22 protein-coding genes are annotated in these 21,396 nt (G+C 63.4%); 13 read left to right on the top strand and 9 right to left on the bottom strand.

What is annotated here, in order from left to right; genetic code table 11:
* Nucleotides 1-38: 38 nt before the first annotated feature.
* The 5 genes from ABIE49_RS34790 (at nucleotide 39) to ABIE49_RS34810 (ending at nucleotide 6,419) form a co-directional block, all read left to right on the top strand.
* Nucleotides 39-2,168: an acetate--CoA ligase family protein gene (locus tag ABIE49_RS34790; protein WP_192734354.1), complete on the top strand. Its 2,130-nt coding sequence runs from the start codon at nucleotides 39-41 to the stop codon at nucleotides 2,166-2,168.
* A gap of 255 nt (nucleotides 2,169-2,423) precedes the next feature.
* A complete protein-coding gene (locus ABIE49_RS34795; protein WP_192734355.1) occupies nucleotides 2,424-3,272 on the top strand; it encodes an IclR family transcriptional regulator in 849 nt (282 codons plus the stop codon).
* A gap of 197 nt (nucleotides 3,273-3,469) precedes the next feature.
* Nucleotides 3,470-4,438 (top strand): Bug family tripartite tricarboxylate transporter substrate binding protein, encoded by a 969-nt coding sequence (locus ABIE49_RS34800; RefSeq protein WP_192734356.1) that lies wholly within the window; start codon nucleotides 3,470-3,472, stop codon nucleotides 4,436-4,438.
* On the top strand, nucleotides 4,435-4,920 hold the full coding sequence (locus ABIE49_RS34805) for a tripartite tricarboxylate transporter TctB family protein (protein ID WP_192734357.1): 486 nt from the start codon (nucleotides 4,435-4,437) through the stop codon (nucleotides 4,918-4,920). The genes ABIE49_RS34800 and ABIE49_RS34805 overlap by 4 nt, the downstream gene beginning before the upstream one ends.
* Nucleotides 4,920-6,419 (top strand): tripartite tricarboxylate transporter permease, encoded by a 1,500-nt coding sequence (locus tag ABIE49_RS34810; protein WP_192734358.1) that lies wholly within the window; start codon nucleotides 4,920-4,922, stop codon nucleotides 6,417-6,419. The genes ABIE49_RS34805 and ABIE49_RS34810 overlap by 1 nt, the downstream gene beginning before the upstream one ends.
* 111 nt (nucleotides 6,420-6,530) lie before the next feature.
* Here the strand turns inward: ABIE49_RS34810 and ABIE49_RS34815 are convergent, their stop codons facing one another.
* Nucleotides 6,531-6,947 (bottom strand): hotdog family protein, encoded by a 417-nt coding sequence (locus ABIE49_RS34815; protein ID WP_210337154.1) that lies wholly within the window; start codon nucleotides 6,945-6,947, stop codon nucleotides 6,531-6,533.
* Between ABIE49_RS34815 and ABIE49_RS34820 the strand changes: the two genes are divergently transcribed.
* Nucleotides 6,849-7,058 carry a DUF6665 family protein gene (locus ABIE49_RS34820; RefSeq protein WP_354067126.1) on the top strand — a complete coding sequence of 70 codons (210 nt, stop codon included), beginning with the start codon at nucleotides 6,849-6,851 and terminating at the stop codon, nucleotides 7,056-7,058. The two genes, ABIE49_RS34815 and ABIE49_RS34820, sit on opposite strands and share 99 nt — an antisense overlap.
* 28 nt (nucleotides 7,059-7,086) lie before the next feature.
* On the opposite strand, the gene ABIE49_RS34825 is transcribed toward ABIE49_RS34820, so the two are convergent.
* The 4 genes from ABIE49_RS34825 to ABIE49_RS34840 all read right to left on the bottom strand — a co-directional run bounded on the left by ABIE49_RS34825 (nucleotide 7,087) and on the right by ABIE49_RS34840 (nucleotide 10,733).
* Nucleotides 7,087-8,049: an aldolase/citrate lyase family protein gene (locus tag ABIE49_RS34825; RefSeq protein ID WP_192734360.1), complete on the bottom strand. Its 963-nt coding sequence runs from the start codon at nucleotides 8,047-8,049 to the stop codon at nucleotides 7,087-7,089.
* Between the two features lie 237 nt (nucleotides 8,050-8,286).
* Nucleotides 8,287-8,430 (bottom strand): bacteriocin, encoded by a 144-nt coding sequence (locus ABIE49_RS34830; protein WP_192734361.1) that lies wholly within the window; start codon nucleotides 8,428-8,430, stop codon nucleotides 8,287-8,289.
* 139 nt (nucleotides 8,431-8,569) lie between these two features.
* A complete protein-coding gene (locus tag ABIE49_RS34835; protein ID WP_502915952.1) occupies nucleotides 8,570-9,352 on the bottom strand; it encodes a GNAT family N-acetyltransferase in 783 nt (260 codons plus the stop codon).
* Nucleotides 9,315-10,733 carry an APC family permease gene (locus tag ABIE49_RS34840; protein WP_354067127.1) on the bottom strand — a complete coding sequence of 473 codons (1,419 nt, stop codon included), beginning with the start codon at nucleotides 10,731-10,733 and terminating at the stop codon, nucleotides 9,315-9,317. Before ABIE49_RS34840 ends, ABIE49_RS34835 begins: the two co-directional genes overlap by 38 nt.
* A gap of 935 nt (nucleotides 10,734-11,668) precedes the next feature.
* Here ABIE49_RS34840 and gcl point away from each other — a divergent pair.
* From gcl to ABIE49_RS34860, 4 genes are all read left to right on the top strand, one after another.
* Nucleotides 11,669-13,462: a glyoxylate carboligase gene (gcl, locus tag ABIE49_RS34845; protein WP_192734362.1), complete on the top strand. Its 1,794-nt coding sequence runs from the start codon at nucleotides 11,669-11,671 to the stop codon at nucleotides 13,460-13,462.
* 13 nt (nucleotides 13,463-13,475) lie between these two features.
* Complete coding sequence (hyi, locus tag ABIE49_RS34850; RefSeq protein ID WP_192734363.1) at nucleotides 13,476-14,261, top strand: hydroxypyruvate isomerase; 786 nt, start codon at nucleotides 13,476-13,478, stop codon at nucleotides 14,259-14,261.
* A 26-nt stretch (nucleotides 14,262-14,287) separates the two neighbouring features.
* Nucleotides 14,288-15,175 (top strand): 2-hydroxy-3-oxopropionate reductase, encoded by an 888-nt coding sequence (locus ABIE49_RS34855; protein ID WP_192734364.1) that lies wholly within the window; start codon nucleotides 14,288-14,290, stop codon nucleotides 15,173-15,175.
* A 120-nt stretch (nucleotides 15,176-15,295) separates the two neighbouring features.
* Entirely contained in the window at nucleotides 15,296-15,685 is a 390-nt protein-coding gene (locus ABIE49_RS34860) for a DUF1236 domain-containing protein (protein WP_192734365.1), read from the top strand.
* A gap of 68 nt (nucleotides 15,686-15,753) precedes the next feature.
* Here ABIE49_RS34860 and ABIE49_RS34865 read toward each other — a convergent pair whose 3' ends face one another.
* The 3 genes from ABIE49_RS34865 to ABIE49_RS34875 form a co-directional block, all read right to left on the bottom strand.
* The gene (locus ABIE49_RS34865) at nucleotides 15,754-16,119 is read right to left on the bottom strand and encodes a VanZ family protein (RefSeq protein ID WP_192734366.1); all 366 of its coding nucleotides are present in this window, start codon (nucleotides 16,117-16,119) and stop codon (nucleotides 15,754-15,756) included.
* A gap of 77 nt (nucleotides 16,120-16,196) precedes the next feature.
* The gene (locus ABIE49_RS34870) at nucleotides 16,197-16,802 is read right to left on the bottom strand and encodes a thiamine pyrophosphate-dependent enzyme (RefSeq protein ID WP_192734367.1); all 606 of its coding nucleotides are present in this window, start codon (nucleotides 16,800-16,802) and stop codon (nucleotides 16,197-16,199) included.
* Nucleotides 16,803-16,810: 8 nt separating this feature from the next.
* Nucleotides 16,811-17,368, bottom strand: coding sequence for a thiamine pyrophosphate-binding protein (locus ABIE49_RS34875; RefSeq protein ID WP_192734368.1), 558 nt, complete (start codon nucleotides 17,366-17,368; stop codon nucleotides 16,811-16,813).
* A gap of 198 nt (nucleotides 17,369-17,566) precedes the next feature.
* On the opposite strand from ABIE49_RS34875, the gene ABIE49_RS34880 reads away from it, so the two are divergent.
* Genes ABIE49_RS34880 through ABIE49_RS34890 form a run of 3 tightly spaced genes read left to right on the top strand, consistent with a single transcriptional unit; the run spans nucleotide 17,567 to nucleotide 20,497 of the window.
* On the top strand, nucleotides 17,567-18,532 hold the full coding sequence (locus ABIE49_RS34880) for a Bug family tripartite tricarboxylate transporter substrate binding protein (RefSeq protein ID WP_354067128.1): 966 nt from the start codon (nucleotides 17,567-17,569) through the stop codon (nucleotides 18,530-18,532).
* A 15-nt stretch (nucleotides 18,533-18,547) separates the two neighbouring features.
* Entirely contained in the window at nucleotides 18,548-19,432 is an 885-nt protein-coding gene (locus tag ABIE49_RS34885; protein ID WP_192734369.1) for an amidohydrolase family protein, read from the top strand.
* Nucleotides 19,433-19,447: 15 nt separating this feature from the next.
* Complete coding sequence (locus ABIE49_RS34890) at nucleotides 19,448-20,497, top strand: hydroxyacid dehydrogenase (protein WP_192734370.1); 1,050 nt, start codon at nucleotides 19,448-19,450, stop codon at nucleotides 20,495-20,497.
* 3 nt (nucleotides 20,498-20,500) lie between these two features.
* On the opposite strand, the gene ABIE49_RS34895 is transcribed toward ABIE49_RS34890, so the two are convergent.
* Nucleotides 20,501-21,391, bottom strand: a complete 891-nt coding sequence (locus tag ABIE49_RS34895) for an MBL fold metallo-hydrolase (protein WP_192734371.1) — start codon at nucleotides 21,389-21,391, stop codon at nucleotides 20,501-20,503.
* Nucleotides 21,392-21,396: the final 5 nt, after the last annotated feature.

Consider the following 21,396-nt stretch of genomic DNA (forward strand, 5'->3'; position numbering starts at 1 on the left):
ATACCAAATGCCATAAAATATGCCCCAGGAGGAAGTCCATGTCGAATCCCAAAGATGCGGTCCGCAAAGTTCTCGATGCGGTGAAGGCCGATAAGCGCACCAGCCTGACGGCTCCGGAGGGCAAACTGGTCTGCGATGCCTACGGAATTCCGGTTCCGAAGGAGGGCGTCGCCAAATCGGCGGCCGAGGCCGCCAAGCTCGCATCCGATATGGGCTTCCCGGTCGTGATGAAGATCGTCTCGCCGGACATTCTCCACAAGACCGAGGCCGGCGGCGTCATGGTCGGCGTCAAGACCGCGGCGGATGCGGAAAAGAATTACGAGACCATTCTCGCCAATGCCAAGAAGTACAAGGCGGACGCCAAGATCGAGGGCATCCAGGTCCAGCAGATGCTGGCCGGCGGCACCGAGGTCATCGTCGGCTCCATCACCGACGGCTCGTTCGGCAAGCTCGTCGCCTTCGGCCTCGGCGGCGTGCTGGTTGAGGTCTTGAAAGACATCACCTTCCGCCTGGCGCCCGCCACCAAGGACGACGCGCTCTCGATGCTCGACGGCATCCAGGCCCATGACATGCTCAAGGGCGTGCGCGGCGGCGACCCCGTCAACCGCGAGGCGCTGGCCGCCGTCATTGTCAAAGTGTCGCAGCTCGTCAGCGACTTCCCCGAGATCGTCGAGCTCGATCTCAATCCGGTATTCGCCACCAAGAACGACGCGATCGCCGCCGACGTCCGCATCGTCGTCGACTTCGACTACAAGCCGCGTCCGGCGCCGCGCCCGAATGACGAAATCGTTGCCGCGATGAACCGTATCATGCAGCCGAAGGCGGTCGCCGTGATCGGCGCCTCCGCCGAGGACGGCAAGATCGGCAACTCCGTGATGAAGAACCTGATCAACGGCGGATATAAAGGCGATATCTACCCGATCCACCCGAAGGCCGCCGAGATCCTGGGCTACAAGGCGTACAAGAGCGTCAAGGACGTTCCCGGCGTGATCGACACCGCTGTGTTCGCGATCCCGGCAAAGTTCGTCGCCGGCGCCTTGGTCGAATGCGGCGAGAAGAAAATTCCCGGCGCGGTGCTGATTCCGTCGGGCTTCGCCGAAGCCGGCGCGCCCGAGTTGCAGGAAGAGATCGTCGAGATCGGCAAGAAGTACAATGTCCGCCTGATGGGGCCGAACATCTACGGCTTCTATTATACGCCCGCCAATCTCTGCGCCACGTTCTGTACCGCCTATGACGTCAAGGGTTCGGCGGCACTGTCGTCGCAATCCGGCGGCATCGGCATGGCGATCATCGGCTTCTCGCGCTCGGCCAAGATGGGCGTCTCCGCGATCGTCGGCCTCGGCAACAAGTCCGACATCGACGAGGACGATCTGCTGGCCTTCTTCGAGCAGGATCCGAACACCGCGATCATCGCGCAGCATTGCGAGGATCTGAAAGACGGCCGCGCCTTCGCGGAAGCCGCCAAGCGCGTCTCCAAGAAGAAGCCTGTCGTGGTGCTCAAGGCCGGCCGTACCTCGGCCGGCGCCAAGGCGGCCTCGTCGCACACCGGCGCGCTCGCCGGCAACGACAAGATCTACGAGGATGTGTTTGCGCAATCAGGCGTGATCCGCGCCCGCTCGTTGCGGCAGTTGCTCGAATTCGCGCGCGGCGTGCCTGTCCTGCCGACGCCGAAGGGCGAAAACATCCTGATCATCACCGGCGCCGGCGGCTCCGGCGTGCTGCTGTCGGACTCCTGTGTCGACAACGGCCTGTCGCTGATGGCGATGCCGCCGGATCTCGATACGGCGTTCCGGAAATTCATTCCGCCGTTCGGCGCGGCCGGAAATCCTGTGGATATCACGGGCGGCGAGCCGCCGATCACCTACGTCAACACCGTCAAGCTCGGCCTGTCGGACGATCGCATCCACTCGCTGATCCTCGGCTACTGGCACACCATCGTCACGCCGCCGATGGTGTTCGCCCGCAACATGGTCGAGGTGAAGAAGGAGATGGAGGCCAAGGGCTTTGTGAAGCCGATCGTGGCTTCGCTCGCCGGCGACGTCGAAGTCGAGGAGGCCGCCGAATATCTCTACCAGAACGGCATCCCGGCCTATGCTTACTCGACCGAACTGCCGGTCGAAGTGCTCGGCGCCAAGTACAAGTGGGCCCGCGGCGCGGGCCTGCTCTGAGACCTGCGATCAATGCCGCTTCGGTTCGCCGAAGCGGCATTTTTGTCTGACGAAAGGTCGGTGGCTTTCATCCTTCGAGACGGCGCTTCGCGCCTCCTCCAGCGATGAGCTTGCGCTCACGCGGGGATGAGGTCTACCAGCTCAGGATGAGAACTTAGACCCTCATGGTGAGGAGCGCGGCAAAGCCGCGCGTCTCGAACCACGAGGCCACGGATACGCGGTGTTGATCCAACCTACGGATGGATGCAGGTCGCGATGAAGCGAAACGTGATCCGGCGCAAACCACTCGAGCCGAAATCGGGCCCGGACAGTGAGGCCGAGTCGAGGGACGGCGGCGTGCAGTCCGTCGATCGCGCGCTCTCGATCATCGAAACGCTCGCCGAAGACGACGAGGGCTATCGCCTGAGCGATCTTGCGATCCGCACCGGGTTGTCGACTTCCACCGTGCACCGCCTGCTGTCGACGCTGGAAAGCCGGCGCTTCGTGCAGTTCGACCGCACCGAATCGAAGTGGCATGTCGGCGCGCGCAGTTTTACGGTCGGCGCGACCTTTGCCCGGCGCCGCAATTTTTCCGCGCAGGCGGTGCCTTACTTGCGTAAATTGCGCGACCTGACGCGCGAGACCGCCAATCTGGCCGTCGTCGATGACGAGTTCATCGTCGTGCTGACGCGGATGGAGAGCCGCGAGATCATGCGGTCACTCACACAAGTCGGCGGCCGCGTCGCGATGGTGGCGTCCGGCGTCGGCAAGGCCGTGCTCGCGACCTGGTCCGACGAGGACGTCAACGCGATCATCCGCCATCACGGCATGCCGCGCCTGACCGAAAAGTCGATCGTGCGGCCGAGCGATCTGTTCAAGGAGCTCGAAAAAGTCCGCCGCCAGGGTTTTGCCATCGACGACGAGGAAGCCTGCATGGGCCTGCGCTGCATCGCCGCCGTGGTCTACAACGACTGCAGCGAGCCGCTGGCCGCGATCTCGGTTTCCGGCATGACCAGCCGTCTCACCGACGATCGCCTGCCATCGCTGGGCCAGACCGTGCGCGAGGTGGCGGCTGAACTCACGGTGGCGCTCGGCGGCGTGATGCCGGCTGGGAAATCGGACTGAGCGGCGGAAGTTTCGGCGAAAACGCGGACGGACGTCCAGGGCGGGTCGGCGAGCAATACCGCCCCCACGTTTTTGCAGCGGAACATCACGACGGCGAACAGTCCGTCTGGACAGCGGCGACTTTTCCGGCTGATATGCGACGAAATGACACGATGCGGCAAATGCGTAGCCATCTGCATCAGCCTGGAGGAACTCCCATGATCCCGTTTTATACGCGCCTCATCGGCGCGGCGGTCGCGCTGACGCTCGCGGCAGGCAGCCCGGCGCTGTCGCAGCAGCTCGAACTCAAGCTGATGGCGCCCGCAGCGCCCGGCGGCGGATGGGATCAGACTGCGCGTGCGATGCAGCAGGCGTTTGTCGCGGCCGGTATCGCGCGCAGCGTCCAGGTCACCAATGTTGCCGGCGCGGGCGGCAGCGTCGGCATCGCGCAGTTCGTCAACGGCGCCAAGGGCGACGGTAACCAGATGATGGTGAATGGCTTCGTCATGGTCGGCGCGCTCGCCATGAACAAATCGCCGGTCACGCTCGAACAGGTGACGCCGATTGCACGCCTCACCGAGGAGATCCAGGTCATCGTCGTGCCGGCGAATTCGCCGATCAAGACGGCGCAGGATCTGGCCGCCGCGCTCAAGGCCGATATCGCCAAGGTCACCTTTGCCGGCGGCTCGGCCGGCGGCGTCGACCATGTGATGGCGGCACTGTTCGCGGGCGCTGTCGGCGCCGACGCCAAGAAGGTCAACTACATCCCGTTTTCCGGAGGCGGCGAGTCGCTGGCGGCCATCCTTGGCGGGAAGGTCACCGCGGGCATTTCGGGAATGAGCGAATACGACGGTCAGATCAAGTCCGGCAAACTGCGCGCGATCGGCGTGACCTCGGAAAAGCGGATCCCTGGCAGCGATATTCCGACCTTCAAGGAGCAGGGCATCGACCTCGTGCTGGCCAACTGGCGCGCGGTGATGGCGCCTCCCGGCATCACGGCGGAACAGAAGAAGACGCTGAGCGATGCGGTGGAGAAGATGGTCAAGTCCGACGCCTGGAAAGAGGTTCTCAAGCAGAAGGGCTGGGACGACGCTTATCTTTCCGGCGACGCGTTCGCGGATTTCCTGAAGAAGGAAACGGTGCGCGTTACCGACGTGCTGAAGTCGGTCGGCCTGGTCAAATCATGAGCGACCTTCCGCAGGGGGCGGCGGAGCGGCGCATCGATTCCGCGGGCGTTATCATTGCGCTCGTGCTCGCAGGCCTGGCCGCGGTGCTGGTGTGGGACGCGAGCCAGCTGCAATCCAACAATCCCTACGGCATGGGGCCCCACGTGATGCCTGTTGTCGTCGCCGTGGGGCTCGGCATTCTCGCGATCGGCAATCTGGTCGAGGCGCTGCGCGGCAATCTGCCGGCACGCGAGAGTGCCGATGCCAAAGCGGTGTGGCTGATTCTCGGGGGGTTGGCGCTGCTGATCGCCATCATCGGTCTTGGCGGCGGCTTTATCCCGGCGACCACGGCATTGTTCGTCGCCACGGCGACGGCCTTCGGGCGGCGCGCCATTCTCGCCGATCTCGCCATCGGCTTCGTAATGACCACCCTGATCTATGTCGCCTTCAGTCGGCTGCTGACGTTGAGCCTTCCCGCTGGCCCACTGGAAAGGCTGTTTTGATGGACGCCTTCGTCGCGCTCGCCAACGGCATGGCTGTCGCTATCCAGCCCATGAACATGCTCTATGCGTTGATCGGCGTGCTGCTCGGCACCGCGGTTGGCGTGTTGCCCGGCATAGGGCCTGCGCTCACCGTCGCTTTGCTGCTGCCGGTGACCTACAAGCTCGATCCCGGCGGTTCGCTGATCATGTTCGCCGGCATCTATTACGGCGGCATGTATGGCGGATCCACTACCGCCATCCTCATCAACACGCCCGGCGAGAGCGCATCGATGGCGACCGCGCTGGAGGGGAACAAGATGGCCAAGGCCGGCCGCGGAGGGCCTGCACTGGCGACCGCCGCAATCGGCTCGTTTGTCGCCGGCACCATCGCCACCATTGGTCTCGCCTTCCTGGCGCCTTGGCTGGTCGATTTCGCGGTGCACTTCGGGCCGGAAGATTATTTCGCGTTGATGTGCGTGGCTTTCGTCACAGTGTCGGCAACCTTCGGAAGTTCGCCGATCCGCGGACTGACCAGCCTGTTCATCGGGCTGACGCTCGGGCTCGTCGGCATCGACAAGCTCACCGGGCAGCCCCGGCTCACCTTCGGCATCCCCGAACTGCTCGACGGCGTCGAAGTGACGACGCTGGCGGTCGGCCTGTTCGCGGTGGGGGAGGCGCTCTACGTCGTCTCGCGCCGTCATCACTCCGAAGAAAAGCTCGAGCCGGTGCGCGGCTCGCTATGGATGACCAAAGAGGACTGGCAACGGTCGTGGAAACCGTGGCTGCGCGGCACCATGTTCGGTTTTCCGATCGGCGCGCTGCCCGCCGGCGGCGCGGAGATTCCAACCTTTCTGTCTTACTCAACTGAAAAGAGGCTGTCGAAACACCCCGAGGAATTCGGCAAGGGCGCGATCGAAGGCGTCGCCGGGCCGGAAGCCGCCAACAACGCATCCGCCGCCGGCACCCTCGTGCCGCTCTTGACGCTGGGGCTTCCGACCTCGGCTACCGCCGCGATGATGCTGGCCGGGTTCCAGCAATACGGCCTCAACCCGGGACCGCTGCTGTTCGCCGAGCGGCCCGATCTGGTGTGGGGCCTGATCGCCAGCCTGTTCATCGCCAACGTCATGCTGCTGGTGCTCAACCTGCCGCTGGTCGGCCTGTGGGTGAAACTGCTCGCGATACCGCAGCCGTGGCTTTACGCCGGCATTCTGGTGTTTGCGACCACCGGCACCATCGCAGCAAAACCGTCGGTGGTCGAACTGTCGATGCTGGCGGGTTTCGGAGTGATGGGCTTCCTGATGCGCCGGTTCGATTTTCCGATCGCGCCTGTCGTGGTCGGTCTCATCCTGGGGCCGATCGCCGAAAGCCAGTTGCGCCGCGCGATGTCGATCAGCCTCGGCGATCCCATGGCGCTGCTGCAAAGCCCGATGTCAGCGACGCTGCTCGGCATCGCGCTGATCGCGCTGGTAGCGCCGTTCGTGATGCAGGGGCTGGGTCGGTTCAAGGCGAACGAGGATTAGAGCGTTTTCCAGCGAAGTGGAAACCGGTTCGCGTGAAGAAAACGCGTCAAAACAAGAATCTAGAGCCCCGTTCCGATTCTATCGGAACGGAAAAGGCTCTAGTCCTCAGGGTCAACTCGCGGCCGGTGCGCCCGGCCGCTTTGCAACGAAAATATTCGAGATGCATTCCAGCACCGTCTCGCGCTTCTGATTGCGCAACAGGTTTCGGTTGCGAACGATTCCCCAGTCGGGCTTGGATTTCGACTGCCGCATTTCCAGTACCGTCATTTCGAGATCGAGCTGATCACCCGGGCGTACCGGGTTCGACAGTTTCAGTTCTTCCCAGCCCAGTCCCATCAAGACCTGGTAATGCGGCTGCAGCCGACTCGACAGCAAGATGTAGATCGCGAACGTGTTTGAGCCCGACGCCGTCAGGCCGCCAAAGACCGATTGTGCCGCGCATGTCCGCGGACCGCCAACTCGGATCGACAAATCCGCGATGGTCTCGTCGAACAGGCGGGGTATGCGCTCTGGCTCTTCGTCGTGCAGCGCGAGGCCTGCGGTCTCAACAAGATCGACCACGTAATCAAGCTCTACGGGGTGCCGAACGAGGTGCTTGCCCGCATGGGGCCATTGCCGAAAGCCCGTCCTCCGGCGTGATCCAGCGGCCGCCCCAAATCCGCGCCGGCTACACCGGCAGCTTCCGCCCCTGGTGTGCCCGGCCCTTGATGGCGGCGGCCTCGCTATGCCCCGCGATCACGCGCACGCCCTCGTCAATCCGTGTCGTGATGTTGTCAGCCGTGCAGCCTTGCAGGAATGCGACGCCGTTGTTGCGGCAGGCCGCCAGAATGCGATTCCGCGCCGCCTGCATTTCCCGCGGAAAGGGTTCGCGAGGAATTTCGCGATAGCCGAGCGAAAGACTGAGGTCGCCCGGGCCGATCTCGGCAAATCCCAGTCCGGGCACGCCAAGGATCTCCTCGCAATTGGCGACGCCCTCGGGGCTTTCCAGCTTCACGCCCAGCAGCAACTCACCTTTCGGATTGAGCGGCCAGGGATCGCAGCGCGTCATATACTCTTCGATTGTCAGGCCCCACACAGGTGCCGCGGTGGTTTCCGATCCGCGCCCCCGCGTACCGATGCCGAGCAGCCTGCGGCTGGCGGCGTCGGTGCCGCCGTCTCTTGCGCGTATCGCTCCCGCCATCCGTGCCAGCGGCGAGGGGATTTCGGGATCGACGCCATCAGCGTTGTGCGGATAGCGGCAGGATTCCACGAAGGCCCGCACCGCGTCGGCGGTTTCCGCCTGGCACAGCAGGATGCCATGCACGCCGCGGCCGAGGATCTGGCGGAACTGCCAGGCGTTGTAACGCACATGCGCGGCGTCGATGCCATTGACCGGCGCCTCGACGATGACAGTCGGCGTGCGGTGCCCTGAACGCGTCGGCCCGGCGTCGACCATGCCGCGCATGTACTCGGCAAGGCCGGCCATATCGAAAGCGCCGTGCTCCATGCCGACATTCATGTAGTCGGCCCAGGTCGCGGCATCGATGCGGCCCTGCGCATGGGTCAGCACATGGCCGCTGTGCGGGCCGTCATAATAGATCGCCTGATCCTGCTCCAGCAGTTCGATGCAGCGACTGATCCGCTTGCCCATCAAGGGTTTCCTCCGACAGTTTTTGGCGGTGCCGGAGCAAGGCTAGCACGCTGCCGCGCCACCGTGGACAGGGGCGGTGAGCACTATCGCGCTGAATGTGCAAAAGCGTTGTTGGGGAAAGCAGGAAAGGGCCGCCGCAAGCGGCAGCCGCCCCGGCGATCGATGGAATGACGCCTTGAAGCGAGGGCCGAGGGCCACGGAGCGGACTGTTGCCTCAGTCCGCTCCGAGGACCTTGGTCATTTGAACATGCCGAGAATCCACTTGATGAGCTGATCCATCGGCGAAGGCTTTGGATAGGGCATCGTGCCGTCCCTGGACGTAGCCATGCCTCCGTACACCGCGGACAGCTCGTCGATGTTCAACTCGTGATCGTTCTGCATCCGTTGATCTCCTCTCAAGCGATGGACGCCTCATCCACCGTGCCGGGGAGGGTAGAACGGGCGCTCAGCCGAGGGTGTGATCCACGTCACGAACTCTTCAGGGTGTGCGCGGATCCGTTGAACCAATCCGCCTGTCGGCTCACGGTCGGGCCCGCAGCATTGGCGTCAATGCGGGAGACGAGCCGCTTTGTATCCTGCCAATAATCTTGAAGCCGTGGCGTTCGTACAGGGAAATGTTGCGCGGGTTCGAGCTTTCGAGGTAGGCGGCGGCGCCCTGCTCGTCGCAGCGTCGAAGCGCGTGTTTCATCAGTAGCGCGCCGAGCCCTTGCCCGATCCATTTCGGATCGGCGGCGATAACGGGCAGGTACCAATGCGGTTCGTGCGGATGATGCTCGGCCATGGCCTTCATCACGGCGCCCACGTCCTCGGCGATCTCCGGGCGCAGCGCGCCTTCCATGGCCGCGTCCATCGCCGTTTCGTCGGGCTCGACGCCCGGCGGCAGCCATAAAGCGGCGGCGCGAGCGTGTTCCGTGATGTCGGCTGTGCCATGGTCGAATGCGCGACCGCCAAAGGCTTTGACGAATCGCGGCATCACCCTGAGATATTCGGACGCGTCGGGCCAAACCCAGCGCGTCATCGGGTCGGCCGCAAAGCCGAGCACGATGGTGCTGATGACGATTTTCTCGATGCTTGCATCCGCGGATTTCACTTCCGGCATCGCTGACATGAGGTCGGCCCTCACTTCGATTTGGTCACCGCCCAATGTAGGTGTGCGAATGCCTTCTTTCCAGGCGTTGGAACCTGAATGCTCGTCGTGGTCGGCGAGGCCATTCCAGCCTTCGGCAGTGGTCGTTATTCCGCAAATAGTCGAAGCCGATCGCCGCTTAGTTGACCGGCCCGCCACGACCCAGATTTCCCGCATCCGGGTCCGCGCGCGCTACCCCGGTCGCGCGGTTGACCATGACCGTGACGAACCAGAGAACGACGCCGACCGCGAGCAGAACGCCGGCGACGCGGTACTGCACGGGGTCACGGCCGGTCCAGGGACCGGTCAAGAAGGCGCAGAACACCGCCCCCAGGATCGGCAGAATGGTCGGCGTGCGGAAATGCTGATGATCGACGGGGTCGCGCCGCAGCACCAGCACCGCAACATTGACCACCGTGAACACGCACAGCAAAAGCAGCGCCGTGGTGCCGCCGAGCGCCGGGACCTCGCCGACAAAAGTGATCAGTCCGAAGGCCAGCAGCGTCGTGAAGCCGATCGCGACATAGGGCGTGCGCCGCTTCGCGTGCACCTTGCCGAGGGTGGGCGGCAGCACATGCTCGCGGCTCATGCCATAGACAAGGCGGCTGGCCATCAGCATGTTGATGAGCGCGCTGTTCGCCACCGCGAACATGGTGATGAAGCCGAAGATCCAGAGCGGGAAACCGGGCGCGCCTTTTTGAACCACTTGCAGGAGCGGGGTCTCGCCTTCGCCCAGTTGCTCGGGAGCCACCAGGGTGATCGCGGAAATCGAAACCAGCACATAGATGACACCGGTAATCGCAAGGCCCGCAAGCAGCACCTTTGGAAAGTGGCGGGTTGGATCCTTGCATTCCTCGGCCATGTTGACCGAATCCTCAAAGCCCACCATGGCAAAGAACGCGAGCGTGGTCGCTGCGATCACCGGCCAGAACATGCCGCCATCGGGGGTCGTGCGAAACTGCATCACGCGCGAAACGTCGCCCTGGCCGAGCCCAATGGCCCAAAGGCCGATGACGATAATGATCAAGAGGCCGGTCAGCTCGACGCAGGTGAGCACCACATTGGCCTTCACGCTTTCGCCGACGCCGCGGAAATTGACCGCGGCAACTACCGCCATGAAAGCAAGACCCGTGACGGTGATGCCAAAACCGGTCAGTCCGAGCCCCATCGCGTGCGACATGTTCGCGGCGAACGCCCGGGAGGCCGTTGAGGCCGAGGTGATCCCCGAGCACATCACCGCAAAGGCAACGATGAACGTGATGAAATGGATGCCGAAAGCCTTATGGGTATAGAGGGCCGCGCCCGCCGCTTTCGGATATTTCGTGACCAGTTCGAGATAGCTGAACGCGGTCACCAGCGCGACCACGAATGCAACCACGAAGGGCAGCCACACCACCCCGCCTACCTGCTTGGCGACCTGGCCCGTCAGCGCATAAATCCCGGTTCCGAGAATGTCGCCGACGATAAACAGGAGGAGCAGCCAGGGGCCCATGACCCTGTGAAGGCTAGGTTCGACGCTGCTTGACGGGGTACCGGCGTTGACGGTGACATCGGCCATCGTACGTCCTTTCCACTCTGGGTAGCGCCGGTGCAGTGTATCGGCGGTCGGAGGTTTGTGGAAGGTGGCTGTGTCGCTGTGCCCGCCAATTTCAACAACGTTGAAGCGTACGGCAAAGCCCTGTGCGCCGAGAAATGCTCACCATTTGCTCGACGGGCAAATCAGTTCCGATTTTCGGAAGGCGTGTCAAGCCCCAAGATGAAAGATATTTCTGTTTACCAGAAGGAAAATCAGGGGTATGTGTTTGGCCATCCCGTCCTGGTCAGAAGGGCGTCGGCCGTCGTCACGGACGTTGGGCGGGTTGCGGTGGACGCTTGTTTACGCTGAGACGATGGCGTGGATGAGCGTACGGCAAAACCGTGTGGTCCTGGCGCCCGTTGCTGGCGTCAAGCCATCGGCTAAGCGCAAGCTGAACCGGTGGTGACGGAGTCAACAAGAACTCGTCTCCGGGGAGATCACGGCATAAGCCGTAAAGCCATTGCGCAGGGAAGGCCGGGTGTTCTCCGCTGCCCTGTATGCTCGTGTGAAGCATTTCTTGTGCAAACCGCACACGGGACTGCGGGTGCAGCGCGCACCCGGTCTTCCCTGCGCCCTCTCAGGAGAGGGCGGGAAGTTTCTGGCAAAGCTCGGGCGCAATGCGTCGCGAGAACGCCAACACATATTCAGTGTCATCGCCCGGCTTGACCGGGCGACCCAGTATTCCAGAGGCGCCGATGACAAAACCGAGAGACCGCGGCGTACTGGGTCCCCCGCTTTCGCGGAGGACGACAGCCAGGGCCGCCGCATCATTTCACCCCGCATTCCATCCAAGCACCTGATCCACCGTGCTTTTCCCCATCCATTCCACATCGCGGGAAACAAAAGCGACGTCGTTGAGATCGAAGGTGGCAGCCGTGATGATCGCGCCAGAGCAACACGGCCAAGCGAGGTTCGAAATGGCGAAGATGCGAGCGATCGATGCCGCGGTACGTATCCTCGAAAAGGAGGGCGTGGTGACCGCCTTCGGCGTGCCGGGGGCGGCGATCAATCCGCTTTATTCCGCGCTGAAGCGGCGCGGTTCGATCAGTCACATCCTGGCGCGCCATGTCGAGGGCGCGTCCCACATGGCCGAGGGCTATACCCGCGCCAAGGCCGGCAATATCGGCGTCTGCATCGGCACATCAGGTCCGGCCGGCACCGACATGATCACCGGGCTTTATTCGGCGATCGCGGATTCGATCCCGATCCTGTGCATCACCGGGCAGGCGCCGCGCGCGCGGCTCTACAAGGAAGACTTCCAGGCCGTCGACATCGAGTCGATCGCAAAGCCTGTGACGAAATGGGCTGTCACGGTGCGCGAGCCCGCGCTGGTGCCGCGCGTGTTCAGCCAGGCCTTTCACATCATGCGCTCGGGCCGTCCCGGGCCCGTCCTGATTGACCTGCCACTCGACGTGCAGCTTGCCGAGATTGAGTTCGACGACGAGACCTATGAGCCGCTGCCGGTCTACAAACCATCAGCGACGCGCAGGCAGATCGAGAAGGCGCTGGCGATGCTCAACGCCGCGGAGCGGCCGCTGATCGTGGCGGGCGGCGGCGTCATCAATGCCGACGCATCCGAGTTGCTGGTGGCGTTTGCGGAAGCCGTCAACGTTCCCGTGGTGCCGACGCTGATGGGGTGGGGCGCCATCCCCGATGACCACGTGCTGATGGCGGGCATGGTCGGGCTGCAGACCAGCCACCGCTACGGCAACGCGACCATGCTGCAATCCGACTTCGTGCTCGGGATCGGCAACCGCTGGGCCAACCGCCACACCGGCTCGATCGAGACCTACACCAAGGGCCGCACCTTCGTGCATGTCGATATCGAGCCGACGCAGATCGGCCGCGTCTTCAACCCGGATTTCGGCATCGTCTCCGACGCCCAGGCGGCGTTGGAACTGTTCGTCACCGTCGCAAAAGAGTGGCGCAGGGACGGCAAGCTCCGCGATCGTCAGGCCTGGCCGGCCGCGTGCCAGGACCGCAAGCGCACAATGCTGCGCAGGAGCCGCTTTGACGACATCCCGATCAAGCCGCAGCGCGTCTATGAGGAGATGAGCAAAGCGTTCGGCCGCGACACCTGTTACGTCAGCGTGATCGGGCTGTCGCAGATCGCCGGCGCGCAATTCCTCGGCGTCTACGGTCCGCGCAACTGGATCAACGCCGGGCAGGCCGGTCCGCTCGGCTGGACGCTGCCCGCGGCGCTTGGCGTGCGCGCCGCCGATCCGACCCGCGAGATCGTGGCGCTGTCGGGCGACTATGACTTCCAGTTCCTGATCGAGGAGCTCGCGGTCGGCGCGCAGTTCAAGCTGCCCTACATCCACGTTGTCGTGAACAATTCCTATCTCGGCCTGATCCGCCAGGCGCAGCGCGGCTTCGAGATGGACTATCAGGTGCAGCTCTCGTTCGAGAACATCAACGCGCCGGAGCTCGGCGTCTACGGCGTCGACCACGTCGCGGTCGCGCAAGGCCTCGGCTGCAAGGCGATCCGCGTCACCGATCCGCACGACGCCCAGGCGGCGTTCGCGACCGCGCGCGAATGGATGGCGGAGCACAAGGTGCCAGTGGTGGTCGAGTTCATCCTCGAGCGCGTCACCAACATTGCGATGGGCACCGAGATCGACAACATCATCGAGTTCGAGGAAGTGCTCGATCTGCCGCTGGACGATGCGCCGGCGAAGTCGAACACATCTGGCGCATTGTTGCCGGCTTAAGGGGATATCGACGATGCCCAAATTTGCCGCCAACCTCACCATGCTGTTCGGCGAACTGCCATTCCCAGATCGCTTTGCGGCGGCCAAGGCCGCCGGCTTCAGCGGGGTCGAATATCTGTTTCCCTATGATTTCGACAAGGCCGAGCTCAGCGAGCAATTGCAGCAGCACGGGTTGACCCAGGTGCTGCATAACCTCCCCGCGGGCAATTGGGCGGCGGGCGAGCGCGGCATCGCGATCTTTCCTGACCGGGTCGAGGAATTCCGCGACGGCGTCGCGCGCGCCATCGATTACGCCAGGGCGCTGGATTGCCGTCAGCTCAATTGCCTGGTCGGCATCGCGCCTGATGGCGCCGATGCGCGCGAGCTGAACGAGGTGCTGGTCGGCAATCTGCGCTTTGCCGCCGACGCGCTGGCCAAGGAGCGTATCAGGCTTCTGGTCGAGCCGATCAACACAACAGACATTCCGGGCTTTTTCCTCAACGGCACCGAACAGGCGATCCAGCTCATATCAGATGTGCGATCGAGCAATTTGTTCGTGCAATACGACATCTACCACATGCAGATCATGGAAGGTGACATCGCGCGCAGCCTGCAGAAGCATCTGCCGCGCATCGCCCATGTCCAGCTCGCCGACAATCCCGGCCGCAACGAGCCGGGCACCGGTGAAATCAATTATCCGTTCCTGTTCCGGCATCTCGACGCGATCGGCTATCGCGGCTGGGTCGGATGCGAGTATAAACCGAGGACGACGACTGTCGACGGCCTCGGCTGGCACGCGGCCCTGACGCTCGATACCTGATTGGTCAATAACAAGGGAAAATCCAAATGATCGATATCGGCTTTATCGGCCTCGGCACCATGGGTCGCCCGATGGCAAAGCATCTCCAGGCCGCCGGCCATCGACTGTTCCTGCACGACGTGGCGCCGATTCCGCCCGAGCTTGTCGCCGAAGGCGGGGTGGCCTGCAAATCGGGCAAGGAGGTCGCGGAAAAATCCGATGTCGTCATCATTATGGTGCCGGATACGCCGCATGTCGAAGCGGTGTTGTTCTCCGAGGGCGGCGTCGCGCAGGGGATTTCAAAGGGCCAGATCGTGGTCGACATGAGTTCGATCTCGCCGCTTGCCACGAAAGAATTCGCCAAAAAGATCGAGGCGCTCGGCGCCGATTATCTCGATGCCCCGGTTTCCGGCGGTGAGGTCGGCGCCAAGGCCGCGAGCCTGACCATCATGGTGGGTGGACCCGAGCGCGCGTTCAACACCATGAAGCCGGTGTTCGACAAGATGGGCAAGAACGTCACGCTGGTCGGCGGCAATGGCGATGGACAGACCACCAAGGTCGCCAACCAGATCATCGTCGCGCTGACGATCGAGGCGGTCGGCGAAGCCTTGCTGTTCGCCTCGCGCGCCGGTGCCGATCCCGCGTTGGTGCGGCAGGCGCTGATGGGCGGCTTTGCATCGTCGCGGATTCTCGAGGTGCATGGCGAGCGAATGATCAAGCGGAATTTCGATCCGGGTTTCCGCATCGAACTGCATCAGAAGGATCTCAACCTCGCCCTCGAAGGCGCGCGCTCGCTCGGCATATCCTTGCCGAACACGGCGATCGCACAGCAGCTGTTCAGTTCCTGCGCCGCACATGGCGGCAAGGCATGGGATCATTCGGGCATGGTGAAGGCGCTTGAGATGATGGCCAACCACGAGATCGGAAAGACCTGATCGAACGCGGAACCTGATGCGGAACTTCCTGTTCCATGTGCCCGTTATTGGCGCGCGTGGAACCGGAACATCTGATGCCTCCGATGGTTGAAATGCACCATCAATTCACTGGAGGACATAATGAATAATCGTCTTGCTGTTTCGCTCATTGCCGCGTCGCTGCTGACATCGGGCGCGGCGTTTGCTCAATCCACCACCGTTCAGGGCGCGCAGGACGGCGCCCGCACGGGTGGCGCCGTCGGCGGTCCGGTCGGCGAGGTGGTTGGCGGCACCGTGGGTGCGGCCGTGGGCCTCGGCCTGGAAATTCCGAACGCCGTGATCACGTCGATCCAGGCGGAGCGCGGGCCGTCGGTTGTGGTGCGTGAGCGCGTCGTGGTGGGCGAGCCGCTGCCGTCGACCGTTGAATTGCGCACCGTGCCGAGCCACACCGAATATCGCTATGCGATCGTCAATGATCGCCGGGTGATCGTGGAGCCGCGCACGCGCAAGGTCATCAAGATCATCGACTAAGCACAGCGCTTGCAATCGATCCTCGCGGGAGGCATTCCTCCCGCGGGGATTGTTGCGTTAGGCGGCCGTCAGGACGCGCCGGCGCTCGATCGCTGCGTGCGCTTGACCACCAGATCGAGGGCCGCCGCAGCGGCGAGGCCAACGCAGACTGCAAGCGCGTCGACCAGAAAATCCTCCAGCCGCGCGTGCCGCCCGGGCGCCCAGAATTGCAGGATCTCGATCAGGCCGGTCAGGCCGACGGCAATGGCCGCCGTGAGCAATCGGTTGCGCGTGTAGGCCAGGCCGAACGCGAGGCCGATCAGGACAAAAGCAAGTGCATGCTCGCCGTCCTGTCCCAGAATACTGGCGTGCGGACGGTATCCCGGCGGGCCCAGGGTTGCGAAGGCTACGGCTGCGGCAAGACACCAGGCGAGCAACTTGAGGGCGACTGACATGGCTTCGGCTTAGCACGATCAGGGCGCGAATATTGCACCTGCGAACAGCCACAATGCCGTGTGGTTAATGCCGATTTCTATAGCGGTTCTCGTACGCCCAGCCCGTGCATGAAGCGCTCCCTGATCTGCACAGGATCGCGCCGGGTGGTGCCGACGCCCGGCTTGTCGTCGATCCGCACGCCGATCAGCGTCGGCCCCGCGGTGGACATGGATTGATCGATCAGGCGCTCGAAATCCTCCTCGTCCGCGGCCCAGGCGCTGTTGCCGAGGCCGCTGGCGATCGCGATCGCAACGATGTCGGCGACAACAGCGCCCGGCGTCGGCTGCGCGCCGGTGATCTGGTACACGCCGTTGTCCATCACCACCATGGTGAGATTCTTCGGCGCCAGCGTTGCGATCGTCGACAGGGCGCCCAGTTGCATCAACAGCGAGCCGTCGCCCTCGAGCGCGAAGATGCGGCGCTCCGGTTGCGCCAGTGCGACGCCGAGCGCGATCGGAAAGGCTAGGCCCATGCTGCCGAGCATGTAAAAGTTCTGCGGCCGATGGCCGGCGGCCCACAGGTCGAAATTGGTGTTGCCGATGCCGCCGACCACGGCTTCCTCGTTCTTCAGCTTGGCGACCAGCCGCGAGGTGAGATCGAAGCGGTTCATGACCTTGGTATTGCGGGCAGGGGTGCTGTTCATGACATCGCTCACTTGTCGAAGGTCTTGCCGCCGGTCAAAAGCGGCGAAAGGATCAGCGCCACCGGCGCCTGCGTGGTGATGGCCTGCTTGATCGAGCGGTCGCAGATGAACTCGAACTCGTCGAGCCGTGTGCAGGTGTGATGCTCCATCGCAAGCGAATCCAGCACCGGGCGCATGGTGCGGCACACCAGCGACTGGCCGTAGTTGAACTCGCCGAGCGTGCCGCGTTCGGTCACGAACATGATCAGCGGGATCTGGTAGGGTATCGCCAGCGAGGCCAGCACGTTGGCGAGCGTCGCAAAGCCTGACGTCTGCATCAGCACCGCGCCGCGCCGCCCGCCCATCCAGGCGCCGGAGACGATGCCGACCGCTTCTTCCTCGCGCGCGGTCGGAAAGGTCGTGAAAAACGGATCGGCATGCAGGTTCTTGATCAGCGTCGTCAGGATGCGATCGGGCACATAGGGCACCAGGCTGACATCGTTGCGCTTGAGCGATTGCAGCACGATGCCGTGCCAGCTCTTCTCCTGCGAGATCTCGGGCGAGGTTTTTTCCTCCGCAACCGCCATACTGTCTTCTCCCTCGATCTTCCGAAAATTCTCGTTCGCGACGTGGTGCCGTCGCGCAGCTTTTGCTGCGCCGAAACTTGACGCCGCGGACGGGATTGTCAACATGCCTTCATCGTTACCGTGATCTGCAGACTTGGCGATGGCTTCAACGCGCCGGCATGCGACAATGTGAGATAACGAGAACATCGGGAGGCTGCCGTGGGAGTTTGGTTCCGGATGGCTGCGGTAGCGGGATTGATGCTCGCTGCGGCGGGCGCGGCATCCGCGCAGTCGTTCCCTTCAAAGCCCGTGCGTATTCTCGTGCCTTATCCTGCGGGCGGCGGCGTCGATGTCCTGACGCGCACGCTGGGTGAGGTGGTGTCCAAGCAATGGGGCCAGTCGGTTGTGGTCGAGAACCGTCCGGGCGCCGGCGGCGTCATTGCCTCGCAGGCGGTCGTGGCCTCGCCGGCTGACGGCTATACGCTGATCATGGTCGCGAGCGGCCACGCCACCAATCCGTTGCTGTACCCCAAAATTCCCTACGACACCTTCAAGGACTTCACACCGATTTCGCTGCTGGCGTCGTCGCCCAATATCCTGCTGGTGCGCGCCGATTCACCGTTCAAGACGGTGGCTGACGTAATCACCGCTGCGAAGACCAGGCCGGGAGTTCTTTCATTCGCCCATGCCGGCACCGGCACGTCGACGCATCTTGCCGGCGAACTGCTGAAGAGTCTCGCCAAGGTCGATCTCAATGCGATACCCTACAAGGGCGGCGCGCCCGCAATCAACGATCTGCTCGGCGGGCAGATCCCAATGTCGTTCAACAATGGCCCGGAATCGGTCGGCCAGCTTCAGGCCGGCACGCTTCGCGCGTTGGCCGTGACGACTGCCGATCGCGCACCGTTGCTGCCCAAGGTGCCAAGCATGTCGGAATCCGTTCCGGGCTACGACACAGGCGTATGGTGGGGGCTGCTCGGGCCCGCCAATCTGCCTCCAGAAGTGCTGGCAAAGCTCTCGAACGATTTCGTCGCTGCGTTGAATACCGATGCCGTCAAGGAACGGCTTGGCAAGCTCGGTGCCTTACCGATCGGTAGCTCGCCGGAACAATTCGAGACGAAGATCCGTGCCGACTACGAAAAATGGGAGCCGATCATCAAGGCGGCCGGAATGAAGGCAGAATAATTTGGGGTGCTCAAGATGATTCCAGCCTGTCTGCCGCCGCGTCCCGTCAGTCGTCCCAAGGTGCCGCTGCCGCCGGATGCCTGCGATACCCATGCCCATGTGTTCGGTCCATCCGATCGCTTTCCCTATGCGGATGATCGCAGCTACACGCCGCCGGATGCGCCGCTGGAAAAATACCTCGGCATGCTCGACACGCTCGGCTTCGCGCGCGGCGTGCTGGTGCAGGGCAGTGCGCACGGCCGCGACAATTCGGCGATGCTCGATGCGCTGCGGCGAGAGCCCGACCGCCTGCGCGGCGTGGCGGTGGCCGACGCCAATGTCTCGCCTGACGAATTGCGCGCATGGCACGCGGTTGGTGTGCGTGGCCTGCGTTTCAATCATTTCTTCCGCGACGGGCAGTTGCATTATCGCGGCGGCGTGCCGTTGACGGAGGCCGAGAAGCTTGCGCCGGTCATGGCCGAGCTGGGCTGGCACCTGCAGCTCTGGATCGATGTGAAGGATTTGCCGCAACCGATTCCGGTCCTGAAGAAGATCGGCCTGCCTGTCGTGATCGATCACATGGGTCGCACCGATGCGCGCGCCGGCACCGGCACCGAAGGTTTCCAGAGCCTGTTGCGTGCGGTCGGCGAGGGCTGGTGCTGGTCCAAATTGTCGGGCGCGCACCGGCTGAGCCAGAACGCGCCTGACTATCCCGACGCGCGGCCTTTCCACGAAGCGCTGGTAAAGGCTAATCCGGAGCGCCTGGTTTGGGGCGGCGACTGGCCGCATCCGCGGGTCGAGGGCGAAATGCCTGACGCCGGACACCTTCTCGAATTGTTTCAGATGTGGACGCCTGATAAAGCGACCCAGCAGCGCATCTTCGTCACGAACCCCGCTAAACTCTATGACTTCCCGAACTGAAAGTTGCACAACAAGATGACCGTCAACAACAAGCGCGTGTTCTACGTCAAATATCTCGCCCACGAGATCTACACCGAGATCCTGAAGGCCAGGGCCGATGTACGGCTCGACAAGCTGGAAAACGAGAGCCCCGAATCCGTCGCGGCGCCGATTCTGGCCGCGGCGCACGCCTATCAGATCGGGGCGGCGCGCGATGAACTGGCGCCGCATTTTCATGCCCATGCAGATCTTCTGAAGCGGGCGCCGAATTTGCTGATCGTCTCCAGCAACGGCGCGGGCTTTGACCCCGTCGATGTCGACGCCTGCACCGCGGCTGGCGTGCTGGTGGTCAACCAGACCGGCGGCAACGCCAATTCCGTGGCCGAGCACGCGCTCGGCATGCTGCTGACGCTGTCGAAGCGCATCCTCGAATCCGACCGTGCGCTGCGCCGCGAGGCCAATGTCAATCGCAACGCGTTGATCGGCAACGAGGCGCAGGGCAAGACCATCGGCATCGTCGGGATCGGCAATGTCGGACGCCGCATCGCCGAGCTCTGCAAGGGCCTGCTGCACATGAAGGTGATCGCCTATGATCCCTATCTGACGGCAGAGGAAATCGCGGCGCGGGGCGCCGAGAAGGTCGAGCTCGACGATCTGATGCGCCGCTCGGACTTCGTTTCGATTTCCTGCCCACTGACAAAAGACAATCGCCGCATGATCGGCGCAAAACAGTTCGCGCTGATGCAGCCGCATGCGTTCTTCATCACCACCGCGCGCGGCTTCATTCACGACGAGGCCGCGTTGTACGATGCGCTGCGCGACAAGCGGATTGCCGGTGCCGGGCTCGACGTCTGGGACAAGGAGCCGCCGCCGCCGGAACACCCGCTGCTGCAGTTCGACAATGTGCTGGCGAGCCCGCATACGGCAGGTGTCACCAGGGAAGCCCGCGTCAACATGGGCAGGATCGCCGCCGAACAGATCCTCGACGCGCTCGACGGCAAGCGGCCGCCGCGTATCGTCAATCCCGAGGTCTGGCCGGCCTATGCCAAGCGCTTCGAGAAGACGTTCGGGTTTGCGCCGAAATAGACGCTACAGGAAAACGAACCGGAAGGCGGATCCCTTCGATACCACGCGGCCGGCGGTCGGTGCCGGAAAGTGCGCCGCAAGCAGGATGCTCGGCGTGTCCGCGAGCCGCTCGAGCAGTTTGATACGGGTGGCCCGCGCGGCCTCCCGATCGAAGTCCGCCGCGTTCGACAGCCAGGGCGCCGCGCACTGGATCGGATGATGGATGATGTCGCCGGACATGACCGCGTGATCGTGCCCGCCGTTCAAATGGATCTGCATGTTGCCGATCGTATGGCCCGGGGCGGGCTCAAAGTGCATCATCGCGTTTCGATCGTCGAACAGCAGATGGTCGGTTTCCACGAATTCCACCTGTCCGGCGGCAACCACCGGCAACACAGAATCTGCGAACGATCCGTGATTGACCGGATTTGTGGGGTTGGTGGCGTGCGCCTGCTCCCAATGGCGATACTCGGCGCGGCCCATCAGGTAGCGTGCGTTCGGGAAGGTCGGGACCCAGCGGCCGTCGATGAGCCGCGTGTTCCAACCGACGTGATCGACATGCAGATGCGTGCACATCACGAAGTCGATGTCTTCGGGACGAACGCCGAGTGCTTGCATGTTTTCCAGATAAGGCTGGTTGAGCTGGTTCCATATCGGGACGCGCGGCCGCGGCTTGTGATTGCCGCAGCAGGTGTCGACCAGGGCTGTCCATCGGTCGGTGCGGACCACATAGGAGTGGTGGCTGAGGATCATCCGCCCGGTGTCGGGCTCGATGTATCGCTCGTCCAGCCAGTCGCTGTTAGTCGCGATCACCTCGTCATCGACATTGGCGAACAACCAGTTCTTTTCAAACGGCAGGCTGGCAATCTCGACCAGCCGGTCGATCCGCATGCTGCCGATTTTCAGCGTCTCCATGCCGG

The sequence above is a fragment of the Bradyrhizobium sp. OAE829 genome (assembly GCF_040546575.1).
Taxonomy (GTDB): domain Bacteria; phylum Pseudomonadota; class Alphaproteobacteria; order Rhizobiales; family Xanthobacteraceae; genus Bradyrhizobium.

What these genes read in the sequence shown, in the direction of transcription:
- ABIE49_RS34790 (WP_192734354.1), top strand. Translation starts at nt 39, where the DNA reads ATGTCGAATCCCAAAGATGCGGTCCGCAAAGTTCTCGATGCGGTGAAG.
- ABIE49_RS34795 (WP_192734355.1), top strand. Translation starts at nt 2,424, where the DNA reads ATGAAGCGAAACGTGATCCGGCGCAAACCACTCGAGCCGAAATCGGGC.
- ABIE49_RS34800 (WP_192734356.1), top strand. Translation starts at nt 3,470, where the DNA reads ATGATCCCGTTTTATACGCGCCTCATCGGCGCGGCGGTCGCGCTGACG.
- ABIE49_RS34805 (WP_192734357.1), top strand. Translation starts at nt 4,435, where the DNA reads ATGAGCGACCTTCCGCAGGGGGCGGCGGAGCGGCGCATCGATTCCGCG.
- ABIE49_RS34810 (WP_192734358.1), top strand. Translation starts at nt 4,920, where the DNA reads ATGGACGCCTTCGTCGCGCTCGCCAACGGCATGGCTGTCGCTATCCAG.
- ABIE49_RS34825 (WP_192734360.1), bottom strand. Translation starts at nt 8,049, where the DNA reads ATGGGCAAGCGGATCAGTCGCTGCATCGAACTGCTGGAGCAGGATCAG.
- ABIE49_RS34830 (WP_192734361.1), bottom strand. Translation starts at nt 8,430, where the DNA reads ATGCAGAACGATCACGAGTTGAACATCGACGAGCTGTCCGCGGTGTAC.
- ABIE49_RS34835 (WP_502915952.1), bottom strand. Translation starts at nt 9,352, where the DNA reads ATGCGGGAAATCTGGGTCGTGGCGGGCCGGTCAACTAAGCGGCGATCG.
- ABIE49_RS34840 (WP_354067127.1), bottom strand. Translation starts at nt 10,733, where the DNA reads ATGGCCGATGTCACCGTCAACGCCGGTACCCCGTCAAGCAGCGTCGAA.
- gcl (WP_192734362.1), top strand. Translation starts at nt 11,669, where the DNA reads ATGGCGAAGATGCGAGCGATCGATGCCGCGGTACGTATCCTCGAAAAG.
- hyi (WP_192734363.1), top strand. Translation starts at nt 13,476, where the DNA reads ATGCCCAAATTTGCCGCCAACCTCACCATGCTGTTCGGCGAACTGCCA.
- ABIE49_RS34855 (WP_192734364.1), top strand. Translation starts at nt 14,288, where the DNA reads ATGATCGATATCGGCTTTATCGGCCTCGGCACCATGGGTCGCCCGATG.
- ABIE49_RS34860 (WP_192734365.1), top strand. Translation starts at nt 15,296, where the DNA reads ATGAATAATCGTCTTGCTGTTTCGCTCATTGCCGCGTCGCTGCTGACA.
- ABIE49_RS34865 (WP_192734366.1), bottom strand. Translation starts at nt 16,119, where the DNA reads ATGTCAGTCGCCCTCAAGTTGCTCGCCTGGTGTCTTGCCGCAGCCGTA.
- ABIE49_RS34870 (WP_192734367.1), bottom strand. Translation starts at nt 16,802, where the DNA reads ATGAACAGCACCCCTGCCCGCAATACCAAGGTCATGAACCGCTTCGAT.
- ABIE49_RS34875 (WP_192734368.1), bottom strand. Translation starts at nt 17,368, where the DNA reads ATGGCGGTTGCGGAGGAAAAAACCTCGCCCGAGATCTCGCAGGAGAAG.
- ABIE49_RS34885 (WP_192734369.1), top strand. Translation starts at nt 18,548, where the DNA reads ATGATTCCAGCCTGTCTGCCGCCGCGTCCCGTCAGTCGTCCCAAGGTG.
- ABIE49_RS34890 (WP_192734370.1), top strand. Translation starts at nt 19,448, where the DNA reads ATGACCGTCAACAACAAGCGCGTGTTCTACGTCAAATATCTCGCCCAC.
- ABIE49_RS34895 (WP_192734371.1), bottom strand. Translation starts at nt 21,391, where the DNA reads ATGGAGACGCTGAAAATCGGCAGCATGCGGATCGACCGGCTGGTCGAG.